Raw genomic sequence first — 12,286 nt, 5'->3', positions numbered from 1 at the left:
GATGGAACGGATCGTGCCGCTATATCGGGCGTCTTCCTGACCATGAGCAAGCTGGAGCTGTCCGCCCGCACCGAGCGCCAGGGCGCTGGTAGCGAGAACTGTCGCTGCGAGGAATTTACGCATTCTCGAATACACTTTCGTTCCTGGAGCTGACCTGCGTCAGCTGCTTCCCCGTCCGAAAACGCCGGTCTCGAGAATGTCCCCCCAAGTGATCACGATCACCATCGCCACCAACACGAACACTCCCACACGCAGCGCCATTGCCTCTACCTGACCTGGCATTTTTGAGCCTATCAATGCCTCGTATGCATGAAACACAACTCGCCCGCCATCCAGCACTGGCAGTGGCAACAGGTTGAAGAATCCGACCCCTACGGAGATCGCTGCACACAGACTGAGGAGCACCCAGAAAAGGTGATCCAGACGCGCCATCAGCGGGATCTCGGGCCGGTCCATGACGGTATTGACCACCCGCCGGGAGACATCCGCCACCCCGACCGGGCCGGAAAGTGTATGAAACGACATGTTCCCGGTTACGATCCGCTTTAACAGGATCACGGTCCGTTCGATTGTGGCGCCCGTTTCCTGCACACCGGCGACAACTGATTCGGCCGGGCCATAGCGGAGCCGGTCAAAGGTCTCAGAGGGATACATTTGGATACCGAGGGTGCTCTGCGCCACCATCTGGCCGAAATCGTTCTCCCGAACGACTTCCTGCGGCGTAACAGTAACCGTAAGTTCGCTGCCGTCCCGGTTCAGCAAGAGGTCAAGCGGCGTATTCGCGCTCAGCATAATCCCGACCGTGACGTCGCTGGAGTTGCGGATCGCCTTACCGTTAACGGCGAGGATCTGGTCATTCGCGAGAACGCCGGCGCGTTCGGCCGGCATTCCCGGTATTGTGGACGCAACCTTGATCGACTGGACCACGATCCCGTGGACACCGATCGAAAGCGAGAAAATCACCGCCGCGAGCACGAAATTCGCAATCGGGCCCGCCAGGCTGATCACAATCTTCTTGAGCGGGCCTACCTCGTCAAACGGAACACCTTTAGGCGCGTCAGGGTCCCCGGCGCCCGCGTCAGCGGTCTGCTTGTCGATAAAGGCAACGAAACCGCCAAGGGGAATCCAGTTTATACGCCAGCGCGTACCGTTGCGGTCACGGCGCTCGAACATCGCCTTGCCGAAGCCGACCGAAAAGGATTCTACCGCGACGCCAAACCAGCGTCCTGCCAGGTAATGGCCAAGCTCGTGAACCACGATCACTATGCCCATCAGGAACACCAGGCAGACGATAAACAGAGGTCCCTGGGTAATCACGCCTTCCAAGCTGACAATCCTCCTGCCCGGCTTGGGGCTTGCTTCAACACTTCCCCGGCAAGGCGGCGCCCGAACTGGTCCAGGAAAGCCACCTCTTCCAGTGTGGTGCACTTGGTAGAGGCGAATTCCGAGGATGAAAAGCGCTCCAGTGCGGCTTCCACAGCCCATCCGATGTCCAGAAAGCCACATTTACCCCCGACGAACGCCGAAACCGCTGATTCATTAGCAGAATTTAAGATCACCGGCCCCGCCGGACCGAGGCTGAAGGCATGGCGTGCCAGCTCGATGGACTGGAAGCGGCTGGTGTCCACCGGGCCAAAGTCCAGCTGCCCTATCTGCGCCAGGTCCAGTCGGTCGACAGTGGTCTCGATACGGTCCGGCCAGCCGAGAGCGAGCGAGATGGGGGTGCGCATGTCCGGGGCGCCCAGCTGAGCGATGACCGAACCGTCCGCAAAGTGCGCCATGCCGTGCACAATCGACTGTGGGTGGACGAGCACATCAATGCGTTCAGCGCCGATCTTGAAGAGGATCGCTGCCTCGATCAGCTCGAGCGCCTTGTTCATCAGGGTCGCGCTGTCGATGGAAATCTTGACGCCCATGCTCCACTTGGGGTGGGCTGCCGCCTGGGCGGGCGTTGCCCGCGCCATTTCATCCAGCGGTGTAAGTCGAAACGGACCGCCGGAAGCGGTGAGGGTGAGCTTCTCGAGCGCGCGGCCATCACCGAGGCACTGGAAGATAGCGCTGTGCTCGGAATCGACTGGCAGGATCGACACCCCGGCCCGCTCCGCCGCCTCGATCAGGATGGTCCCTGCGCAGACAAGACTTTCCTTGTTCGCGAGCGCGAGATGGTTTCCGGCGTTCACGGCTGCCATTGTGGAGCGCAGGCCAGCCGCGCCAACGATGGCGGCGAGAAAACGATCACAGGGCCGGGTTGCGGCTTCGACCATCGCGGCCTCGCCTGCGGCGCAGTCAATACCGCTGCCGGCCAGCCGGTCCCGCAGCTCGGGCAGCCTGGCCTCGTCCGCGATGACTGCGATTTCCGGCTTCAGTTCAATGGCTTGCGCGGCAAGCGCGGCAGCATTCTGACCAGAAGCGATGGCCGCAACTTCAAACCGCCGCCCTTCCCGGTTGGCATGTCGAATGACGTCAACCGCCGATTGGCCGACTGACCCTGTGGACCCAAAGATAGAAACACGGCGAGAAACTGACATGGGTCAAAGGCCTAGCAGGCGCGGCAAGATCGGAACACTCAGAAATGTCAACGTGGCGGAGATGCTGACCGCGCCCAACCCGTCCACGCGGTCAAGCAGCCCGCCATGCCCCGGGAGGATGGTGCCGGAATCCTTCACCCTGAACCGGCGCTTGAGGCCGCTTTCGAACAGGTCGCCGGCTTGCGCAGTCATGGAAATGAGCATGCCAGCGACCATCCATGGCAGGATCGCGGCATCCTGCCAGCCGGCCGCAAGGTAACCGCAGCCAGCGCAGGCGATGACCGCCGAAACAGCGCCGCTCCAGGTCTTGTTGGGGCTCTCCCTGGGCAGCAACAGCGGCCCCCGGATCATCCGGCCAAAGAAATAGGCCGCCGCGTCCGAAGCCCAGACGAACGACATGAAGTAGAGCGCCGCAAGGCGTCCCTCCCAGGGGCCTTCCCGAAGTGTGTAAAAGCCGAAGACCATCGCAAACACGTAGATGACCCCGAACCCGCCGGTGATTTGGGCCTGGAGCTTGCGCTGCGACGCAGCGACCGCGAGCACGAGGGCGGCGGCCAGGAGGGCCCAGCTGACGGCGTCCCGGTTGAGCGCAAGGCTGAGACCGAACAGGGCCGCGAGCGCTGCCAGAAGTCGCTCCTGCGGCGTGGCGCTCATCCGGCACCATTCCAGCATCATCACCGAGCAGAACGCCGCGCACCCTGCTGCCAGCCACCATGAACCCATCCAGACGGCAAACAGCGCGACGGGAATGAGAATAAGGGCGGTCAGCAGGCGTCGGGGTAACTCGGAGAACCGCTTATCCGGCGGCGTCCAATCGCCCATCAGGTCGCTCCAGGGGCAACTGCGCCGAACCGGCGCTCCCGCTCATGATACCTTGAAATGGCGCTTTCGAGATGGTCGCGGTTAAAGTCCGGCCACTGCACGTCCACGAACAGGAGTTCAGCATATGCAGCCTGCCAGAGCAGGAAATTACTGATGCGGTACTCACCGCTCGTGCGGATCAGCAGATCGGGATCCGGCAGGTCGCGCGTATCAAGATAGGCTTCAAACGCCTCGTCGGTCAGATCTGCGGTCACCTCGCCCGCCGCAAGGGCGCGCGCGTATGCAGTTGCCGCGCGGAGGATTTCGTTGCGTGAGCCGTAGTTGAAGGCAATCGTCAGGTGGAACTTGCTGTTGGCGGCCGTTTCTCTCTCTGCCCGGTCAACCAGTTCGGCGATATCCGGCGGCAGGCCCGCACGCTGGCCGATCACGCGCACCCTTACACCGTCCTCCTTCAGGCGTGCCAGGTCTCGCTGCACATAGGCCTTCAGCAACGCGAACAGGGTGTTTACTTCCGCTGCCGGGCGGCGCCAGTTTTCCGTGGAGAAGGAGAAGACCGTCAGGTAGCAGATCCCCAGGTCGCCGGCCGCTTCGACTGTGCGCCGGAGGGCTTCCACACCGCGCTCGTGCCCTGCTGCACGCGGCAATCCGCGCGCTTTGGCCCAGCGGCCATTGCCATCCATTATGATAGCAACATGCTGCGGCGCTGGTGGTTCTCCGCCAGACTGGGAAGGTTCAGGGGATGTCCCGGTGCGGGCCATTACACCTGCATGATCTCTGCTTCTTTGGCCTTCACCATTTCATCAACGCGCTGGACGAATGTGTCGGTCAGTTTCTGAACTTCTTCTGACAGGGCCCTTGCGCGATCTTCGCCGAGTTCGCCTGCTTTCTCCATCTTCTTGAGCGCGTCCATGCCATCCCGGCGAACGTTGCGAACCGCCACGCGGGCAGCTTCGGCATACTTGCCGGCAATCTTGGTCAGTTCGACCCGGCGCTCTTCGTTCAGCGCAGGAATCGGCAGGCGCAATGTCTGCCCATCCATGATGGGATTGAGCCCGAGGCCCGATTCGCGGATGGCGCGGTCGACATCGCCGACGACCGTCTTGTCCCATACGTTGACCGACAGCATCCGCGTATCCGTGACGGTCACCGAGGCGACCTGGCTCAGAGGCGAGACGCCGCCATAGGCCGGCACCGTGATGGAATCCAGAAGATTGACCGAGGCGCGGCCCGTCCGAAGGCCTGAGAACTCTGTGGCGAGAGACGCCAAAGCGCCCTCCATCCGCCGTTCGATATCCTGCTTGCTGTAGGTCATTCGCTGGATCCTCCTTTTTTCGAGATCGTCGTGGAAGTCCCCCGGCCATGCAATACGTTCAGAAGGGATCCTTCTTCTTTGAGGGAGAAGACGACGATCGGGATATTGTTGTCGCGCATCAGGCTGACCGCCGACGGATCCATGACCCGCAGGTTCTTGATCAGCAGTTCATCATAGGCGACGGTGTTGTAGCGCGTTGCAGTGGAATCGAGTTTCGGATCTGCCGTGTAGACACCGTCGACCTGCGTACCCTTGAGCAGCGCATCGCAGTTCATTTCGATCGCGCGCAGGGCGGCGCCCGTGTCAGTCGTGAAGAACGGGTTCCCGATGCCCGCCGCGAAGATCACGACGCGCCCCTTTTCCATATGCCGCTGCGCTCGGCGCCGGATGTAGGGCTCGCATACGGCGTCCATACTGAGCGCGGATTGGACGCGCGTCGGCACGCCAATGCCTTCCAGAACGCTCTGCATCGCCAGCGCATTCATAACTGTCGCCAGCATACCCATGGAATCGGCTTGCGCCCGTTCCATGCCCTTGGCGGCCCCGGCCACACCCCGGAAGATGTTGCCGCCGCCAATCACGAGGCAGATTTCAGCGCCCGCCGTCCGCGCATTGGCGATCGCCTGTGCGAAGTGGATGCACGTCGGAATATCGATCCCGAACTGTCCCGGGCCCATGAGGGCCTCGCCGGAAAGCTTCAGCAGCACGCGCCGGTACTTCAGCGGGCTGTTTTCAGGCTCAGTTGCCGGCATCGACTTCACCGATCATTCCCAATTGTGAACCAAAAAAATCCCGGCTGTGCGACACCGCCAGCCGGGACTGTTCAAAGCCCCTCACGGGGAGAAAGGCAAGCCTGATCAGGAGCCTTTTGTCATCGACGCGACTTCCGCTGCGAAGTCAGTCTCTTCCTTTTCAACGCCTTCGCCGAGCTTGAAGTGCACGAATGCCTTCAGCGTTGCGCCCTGCGCCTTGAGGAATTCGCCGACCGTCTTGTCGGGGTCCATGATGAAGGGCTGCTCGACAAGGACCACTTCCTTGTAGAATTTCTGCATCCGGCCGACGATCATCTTCTCGATGACGGCGTCAGGTTTGCCGCTCTCGCGGGCCTGCTCGGTGAGGACGCGCTTTTCTGATTCGATAAGCGCCGGATCGAGTTCAGCCGTCGTCGCAGCCGCAGGCGAGGTTGCCGCGATGTGCATCGCGACCTTGCGGCCGGCATCATCCAGGTCGCCCGCGCCTTCGAGAGCCACAAGCACGCCAACCTTGCCCATACCGGGCGCAGCCGCATTGTGGACATAGCAGGCCACGCGGCCCGACGACGTGAGCTTCGCCGCGCGACGCAGCGTCATGTTCTCGCCGATCGTGGCGATCATGCGCTTGACCATCTCTTCAACCGTGCCTTCGCCATCCGGCGATGCGGCGCCCGAAACCGCAGCCACATTTCCGTCCGTCGAGAGCGCAACGTTAACGATGCCTTCGAGGGCTTTCTGGAAGCCCTCGTTGCGGGACACGAAGTCCGTTTCCGAGTTGAGCTCGACGATCGCGCCCGACTTGCCATCTGCTGAAATCCTGACGGCCACGAGGCCCTCAGCCGCCGCACGGCCGGATTTCTTGGCAGCCTTCGACAGGCCCTTCGCCCGCAGCCATTCGATGGCGGCGGCTTCATCGCCGTCGTTTTCAACGAGAGCCTTCTTGGCATCCATCATGCCTGCGCCGGTTTTCTCGCGCAGTTGCTTTACGAGTACCGCTGTAATCTCAGCCATAGCCTTGATCCTTCATTTGAATTGTTGCGCCGGAGCGCCGTATCAGGCCTCGGAAGCCGCTTCGCCTGCAACCTGCACGTCCGCGTCCGCCATAGTGGCGACATCCGACAGCGCGCCGAGATCAACGCCAAGGCCGGCGGTTGATTCAGCGAGGCCATCGAGGACAGCGTCTGCAAACAGGTTGCAGTACAGCGAGATGGCCCGGGCCGCATCGTCGTTGCCCGGGAAGCCGAAATCAGCATCTTTCGGGTCGCAGTTGGTATCCAGCACGGCCACAACCGGAATACCCAGCTTGCGGGCTTCCTGGACAGCGATGGCTTCCTTGTTTGTGTCGATGACGATGATGGCAGCCGGCAGGCCGCCCATGTCAGCGATACCGCCGAGTGCGCGCTGCAGCTTTTCGCGGCGGCGCTGCAGGTCGAGCAGTTCTTTCTTGGTGAGGCCCGACCCGCCACCGGCGTCGAACATGGCTGTCAGTTCGCGCAGTTGCTTGATCGAGTTGGACACCGTCGACCAGTTGGTCAGCGTGCCACCGAGCCAACGGTGATTCATATAATATTGTGCGCAGCGCTGGGCTGCTTCTGCCACTGGATCCTGCGCCTGGCGCTTGGTGCCGACGAACAGGATGCGGCCGCCCTTGGCGACGGTATCGCGCACAAAAACGAGCGCCTGGTGCAGGGACGGCACCGTGTGCGACAGGTCCATGATGTGGATGCCGGAACGCTCGCCGTAGATAAACGGCTTCATGCGCGGGTTCCAGCGGTGGGTCTGGTGACCGAAGTGAACGCCAGCTTCAAGCAACTGACGCATCGAGAAGTCAGGTAGGGCCATAGATTTTCTCCATCCGGTTGGCCGTCGCAGGGTGGAACTACGGGTTTGACCCCGTCGCACCGGATGCACCCGCGACATGGTTTCGACGAGTGTTCCTATACAGCTTCCGGCGACCGGAGCAAGCGCAAACCGCTGTGTTTACAGCCTCAGGCGGCCCGGCGCGGCACCACCCGCTCCACCCCCGGGATTTCCTTCAGGGCCCGCTGGGCCTTGAGGCTTATCGTGTAGGTCTGGGGGAGCTTTACGGTTACCAGGCGGCCGTCTTCGAGTGGCACTTCCAGCAGGATCGAGCCCCGGTCAGGGTCGTTCAGCCCCTCCAGCCGCTGCACCACACTGGCGAGCTCCGCCGGATTTGCGCCCGTCGAGAGCCGCACCAGCAGCTGTCCGGAGGGTTTCGACAGGCGCGCCGATTCAAGCTCGACCACCCGCTCAACGATCAGCCGGGTCTCTTCACCGGTCTGTTTCACTGAAACCGTCAGGGCGATGGCCTTTCCCGGCTTCAGCAGATCGCCGTACTGCAGCAGGGCGTCGCTGTAGACCGTCACATCCCGCTCACCTGTGGGGTCCGACACGGTCAGGAAGGAGAACTTGCTACCATTCCGGCCCGTTCGGTCATTGCGGGCGCGCACGATCGCGATCATCTCGAGGGGACGCCCCTCCCCTGCGCGATCCTCGATTTCCATGATCAGCGTGATCCGGTCCCGGTCCACTGAAACGAGGACATCATCCAGCGGGTGGCCGGAGAAGTAGAAGCCGATGGACCGGAATTCCTCGTCCAGCTTCTGCTGCGCCGTCCACGGCCGCGGCGACGGCAGCGGCGGCCTCAACGCCGGCTCGGCTTCCGCAAACAGGCCGCCTTGCCCGCCTTGGCGATCCCCCGCGGAGCTGGCCGCATGCTGGGAGAGCACGCCGGCGGACTCCAGAACCTTCGCGCGGTTGACTTCCAGAGTATCGAGCACGCCGGCCCGGGCCAGAGACTCGAACGCCTTCTTGTTGACCTGGCGAGGATCAATGCGCTCGGCGAAATCATAAAGATCGCGGAATTCACCGCTCTCCGAACGCACGGCCACCACATGGCGCATCGCTTCAACGCCCACACCTTTAAGCGCGCCGAGGGCATAGACGATGGCGCCGCGGCGCACATCGAAGTCTGCCGCAGAAGAATTTATGTCAGGCGCGAGCACCGGAATGCGCAGACGCTTTGCCTCCTGGAAGAAGGCCGCCAGCTTGTCGGTGTTGCCTATATCGAGGCTCATCGAAGCCGCGAGGAACTCCACCGGAAAGTGGCATTTCAGGTAAGCGGTCTGGTAGCCGATGAGGGCATAGGCGGCAGCGTGTGACTTGTTGAAGCCGTAACCCGCAAACTTCTCCATCGTGTCGAAAATCTCGTTGGCGAGATTTTCCTTCATGCCTTTCGTCTGAGCCGCGCCTTCGACGAAGCGCTCGCGCTGCGCAATCATCTCCTCGCGCTTCTTCTTTCCCATGGCGCGGCGCAGCAGGTCAGCTTCGCCGAGCGAATAGCCGGCGACTTCCTGCGCCATCCGCATGACCTGTTCCTGGTAGACGGGCACGCCATAGGTCGCTTCGAGCACCGGTTTCAGGTCCGGGTGCTGGTAGCGGACGGAAGTCGGATCCTCCTTGCCCTGAACATAGACCGGAATGTTCTCCATCGGGCCCGGCCGGTAGAGCGAGATGATGGCGATCACGTCCTCGATATCGTTTGGGCGCACGCGTCGCAGTGTGTCGCGCATGCCGGCGCCTTCAAGCTGAAACACACCGAGCGTCTCGCCGCTCGCCATCAGCTCATAAGTCGCCGCATCATCAAGGCTGCGCCAGGCGGCGCCCAGTTCCATATTGCCCGAAGCGATGAACTTCATGGCGCGGTCGATCACCGTCAGCGTCTTCAGGCCCAGGAAGTCGAACTTCACGAGCCCGGCCATTTCGGCATATTTCATGTTGAACTGCGACGCGGGAAGTTCCGCGCGCGGGTCATTGTAGAGCGGGACGAGGTTGACGAGCGGCCGGTCCGCGATGACCACACCGGCGGCATGCGTGCCGGCGTTGCGGTAAAGCCCTTCCAGTGCCCGTGCGATCTCGATCAACTCGCCGACGCGCGCATCTGCAGCAATCTCGTCGTCAAACTTCGGTTCGCCCGCGATGGCCTCGTCCAGTGTTGGCGGCTTGGCCGGATTGAACGGGATGAGTTTAGCCAGCCGGTCCACCTGGCCATAGGGCATCTGCATCACGCGGCCAACATCGCGCACCACGGCCTTTGCCTGCAAGGTACCGAATGTGATGATCATCGCCACGCTGTCGGCGCCGTACTTGTCGCGCACATAGCGGATCACTTCGCCGCGCCGTTCCTGGCAGAAGTCCACGTCGAAGTCCGGCATTGAAACGCGCTCAGGGTTCAGGAAACGCTCGAACAGCAGGTCGAAACGGATCGGATCGAGGTCAGTGATCAGCAGCGACCAGGCGACAAGCGACCCCGCGCCGGAGCCCCGTCCCGGTCCCACCGGAATACCGTTGGCCTTTGCCCACTTTATGAAATCCGAAACGATCAGGAAGTAGCCTGGAAATCCCATCCGTTCGATGACGCCGAGCTCGAAATCAAGCCGTTCGAAATATGCATCCCGGTCGGTATACAGCCGGTCCGCTTCTCTCAGGCGCATCTCCAGCCCTTCCCTCGCCTGCAGGCGCAGTTCTTCGGGTTCGGAACGCCCGCCCTGCGTGAAGCTTGGGAGGATCGGATTGCGCGTCTCGGCGCGCACTGCGCAGCGATGTGCAATCTCGACCGTCGAAGCAATCGCTTCGGGCAGGTCCGCGAACAGGGCGTGCATGGCGTCAGGCGACTTAAGGTATTGGGACGGCGCAACCCTCTTGCGGTCGCTCTGCCCGAGGTATTCACCATTCGCGATGCACATCAGCGCATCGTGCGCGGTCGCATCATCCGGCTTTATGAACCGGGCATCGTGCGCCGCGACGATTGGCAGACCCAGGTCATAAGCCAGCTCCAGCAAGCCGGGCTCGCTTTTCAGTTCGCCCGGCATGCCGTGCCGCGTGATCTCGACATAGCAGCGCCCCGGATAAGCGGCGGCGAGGGTTGACAGCTCCGTCCGCGCGTCTGCGATCCGGCCTTTCTGGATGTGGCGCGCCACGTCGCCCTCGGCGCCGCCGGTGAGCACGATCAGCCCGCCCGTCTCTTCCAGCAATAACCGTTTGTGCAGCTTCGGCACGCCGTCCGGAGCATCAAGGAAGGCCCGCGACGACAGGAACATCAGCCGCTGATATCCCGCCTCGTTCTGGGCATAGAGCGAGATGCGCGAAGGCTCCGCGCGCGGCGTGCCGTCCGTGACATCGAAACAGCAGGCCATGATCGGCTGGATTCCGCAATCGGCGAGCTTTGTCGAAAGCTCCAGCGCACCGAACAGGTTGTTGCGATCCGTGACGGCAGCGGCCGGCACACCGTTGCTCTTGCACCAATCTGCAATATCCGACGGCGTAATCATGCTCTCGAGCAGCGAATAGCTGGAGCGGATCGCGAGCGGTATGAAAAGCGGCTTGTCCATAGTGATTACCTCGTCCGGGCGAGACTCTCACCGAATCGCCAAAAACACCAATGGGCTTTGACGGTCTTCCACAGGGTCTTACTCGGTATAGTCCACCAGCTTGCCGTCCTTGAGCGTCAGGATGCGGTCCATGTGACGGGTCAAGGCGAGGTTATGGGTTGCGACAAGCACACCCGCGCCTTCCTCCCGGACCATCTTGATCAGCGTGGCGAAGACGCGTTCCGTCGTGGCCTGGTCGAGGTTACCGGTCGGTTCATCCGCAATCACGAGGCGTGGATCATTGGCCAGCGCCCGGGCAATGGCGACGCGCTGCTGTTCCCCGCCCGACAGCTGGGCCGGCTGGTGGAAAAGGCGCCCGAAAAGCCCCATTTCCTCCAGTAGCGACGACGCCTTGGCGCGCGCATCCTTGCGGCTCTTGCCAGCGATCATCAGCGGCATCGCTACATTGTCGACCGCATTGAACTCAGGCAGCAGATGGTGGAACTGATAGACGAAACCGATCTTCTTGCGGCGGATGGCTGTACGGCCATCTTCGTTCAGCTTCAGACAATCGGCGCCGTCCAGCAGCACATCCCCGGCTTCCGGCCGCTCTAGCAGCCCGGCCGTGTGCAGCAGCGTGGACTTACCCGAACCGGACGGCCCTACAAGGCCGACAAGTTCGCCCGGCGCAATACGCAAGTCCGTGCCGCGAAGGACCGGCAGATCCCCCGCGCTCGTCTTGTATGTGCGAACAATTGCTCTGAGTTCGAGGACGGGCGCGGCGGTCATTCGAACCTCAGGGCTTTAACCGGGTCCTGGGACGAGGCCCAGATCGCAGGGATCATCGAGACGAACATCGACATGAACAGCGCATAGGCGCCGGTGCTGAACACTTCATTCCAGTCGAGGATGGCCGGCAGATGATCGAGGCCGTACTGCTCCGCTGGGAAAACTTCCCCGTCGATAGCGAGATTGATCAGCGCTTCGATGGGCCCGATGTTCAGGATGAACAGTATACCTACGAACATCCCCAGCACGGCGCCAGCTGAGCCGAGCGCAGTGCCCACCATAAGAAATACGCGCAGCACCCCTGCCCGGCTGAGGCCGATTGTACGCAGGATCGCGATGTCGCGTGTCTTGTTCTTCACCAGCATAACAACACCGACGATGATATTCAGCGTCGCGATCATCATGATGATCGTCACCAGCAGGCGCACCATTACCCGCTCAGTCCGCAGCGCGCCGAGATAGGTCCGGTTCTTGGTCTGCCAGTCACGCAGCAGGAGGCTGTAGCCTGTCGCATCCGAGATATCCTGCATAACGCCTTCGGTGGCGTCGGGGTTCTTCACGCGGATATCAAGATACTGGTAGCGGCCTTTCGACTGGAACAGGATCTGCGCTTGTTCCATCGGCATGAACAAATAGACATTGTCGAGCTGGGCGCTCCCGGTACGGAAGATGTCGCCCACTATGTAGGACTTA

The 12,286-nt window shown here is 62.0% G+C and carries 11 protein-coding genes; all 11 read right to left on the bottom strand.

Annotated features, from left to right (window positions below; all coding sequences use genetic code 11):
• Positions 1-159 precede the first annotated feature (159 nt).
• Positions 160-1,317, bottom strand: coding sequence for an RIP metalloprotease (locus WEA77_RS13655; RefSeq protein ID WP_368068432.1), 1,158 nt, complete (start codon positions 1,315-1,317; stop codon positions 160-162).
• Positions 1,314-2,528 (bottom strand): 1-deoxy-D-xylulose-5-phosphate reductoisomerase, encoded by a 1,215-nt coding sequence (gene dxr, locus WEA77_RS13650; protein WP_368068430.1) that lies wholly within the window; start codon positions 2,526-2,528, stop codon positions 1,314-1,316. The genes WEA77_RS13655 and dxr overlap by 4 nt, the downstream gene beginning before the upstream one ends.
• A 3-nt stretch (positions 2,529-2,531) precedes the next feature.
• Positions 2,532-3,350, bottom strand: a complete 819-nt coding sequence (locus WEA77_RS13645; RefSeq protein ID WP_368068429.1) for a phosphatidate cytidylyltransferase — start codon at positions 3,348-3,350, stop codon at positions 2,532-2,534.
• Complete coding sequence (locus tag WEA77_RS13640; RefSeq protein ID WP_368068428.1) at positions 3,350-4,108, bottom strand: isoprenyl transferase; 759 nt, start codon at positions 4,106-4,108, stop codon at positions 3,350-3,352. Before WEA77_RS13640 ends, WEA77_RS13645 begins: the two co-directional genes overlap by 1 nt.
• Positions 4,108-4,662 (bottom strand): ribosome recycling factor, encoded by a 555-nt coding sequence (gene frr, locus WEA77_RS13635; protein ID WP_368068427.1) that lies wholly within the window; start codon positions 4,660-4,662, stop codon positions 4,108-4,110. Before frr ends, WEA77_RS13640 begins: the two co-directional genes overlap by 1 nt.
• On the bottom strand, positions 4,659-5,414 hold the full coding sequence (pyrH, locus tag WEA77_RS13630) for a UMP kinase (protein ID WP_368068431.1): 756 nt from the start codon (positions 5,412-5,414) through the stop codon (positions 4,659-4,661). The genes frr and pyrH overlap by 4 nt, the downstream gene beginning before the upstream one ends.
• Before the next feature lie 105 nt (positions 5,415-5,519).
• Positions 5,520-6,425, bottom strand: coding sequence for a translation elongation factor Ts (gene tsf, locus WEA77_RS13625; RefSeq protein ID WP_368068426.1), 906 nt, complete (start codon positions 6,423-6,425; stop codon positions 5,520-5,522).
• A gap of 42 nt (positions 6,426-6,467) precedes the next feature.
• Positions 6,468-7,256, bottom strand: coding sequence for a 30S ribosomal protein S2 (rpsB, locus tag WEA77_RS13620; protein ID WP_368068425.1), 789 nt, complete (start codon positions 7,254-7,256; stop codon positions 6,468-6,470).
• Positions 7,257-7,402: 146 nt separating this feature from the next.
• On the bottom strand, positions 7,403-10,825 hold the full coding sequence (gene dnaE, locus WEA77_RS13615) for a DNA polymerase III subunit alpha (protein ID WP_368068424.1): 3,423 nt from the start codon (positions 10,823-10,825) through the stop codon (positions 7,403-7,405).
• 78 nt (positions 10,826-10,903) lie between these two features.
• Positions 10,904-11,593: an ABC transporter ATP-binding protein gene (locus WEA77_RS13610; RefSeq protein ID WP_368068423.1), complete on the bottom strand. Its 690-nt coding sequence runs from the start codon at positions 11,591-11,593 to the stop codon at positions 10,904-10,906.
• Positions 11,590-12,286 (bottom strand): FtsX-like permease family protein (locus WEA77_RS13605; RefSeq protein WP_368068422.1); only part of this gene is annotated, 697 nt, incomplete at its 5' end. The genes WEA77_RS13610 and WEA77_RS13605, both read right to left, overlap by 4 nt.

This window comes from Hyphomonas sp., from assembly GCF_040882205.1.
GTDB lineage: Bacteria > Pseudomonadota > Alphaproteobacteria > Caulobacterales > Hyphomonadaceae > Hyphomonas.
This window is presented reverse-complemented; position numbering and strand designations above follow the sequence as displayed.

Bases quoted from the DNA above. Each gene is read 5' to 3' on its own strand.
- dxr (WP_368068430.1), bottom strand. From the start codon at position 2,528: ATGTCAGTTTCTCGCCGTGTTTCTATCTTTGGGTCCACAGGGTCAGTC.
- WEA77_RS13645 (WP_368068429.1), bottom strand. From the start codon at position 3,350: ATGGGCGATTGGACGCCGCCGGATAAGCGGTTCTCCGAGTTACCCCGA.
- WEA77_RS13640 (WP_368068428.1), bottom strand. From the start codon at position 4,108: ATGGCCCGCACCGGGACATCCCCTGAACCTTCCCAGTCTGGCGGAGAA.
- frr (WP_368068427.1), bottom strand. From the start codon at position 4,662: ATGACCTACAGCAAGCAGGATATCGAACGGCGGATGGAGGGCGCTTTG.
- pyrH (WP_368068431.1), bottom strand. From the start codon at position 5,414: ATGCCGGCAACTGAGCCTGAAAACAGCCCGCTGAAGTACCGGCGCGTG.
- tsf (WP_368068426.1), bottom strand. From the start codon at position 6,425: ATGGCTGAGATTACAGCGGTACTCGTAAAGCAACTGCGCGAGAAAACC.
- rpsB (WP_368068425.1), bottom strand. From the start codon at position 7,256: ATGGCCCTACCTGACTTCTCGATGCGTCAGTTGCTTGAAGCTGGCGTT.
- dnaE (WP_368068424.1), bottom strand. From the start codon at position 10,825: ATGGACAAGCCGCTTTTCATACCGCTCGCGATCCGCTCCAGCTATTCG.
- WEA77_RS13610 (WP_368068423.1), bottom strand. From the start codon at position 11,593: ATGACCGCCGCGCCCGTCCTCGAACTCAGAGCAATTGTTCGCACATAC.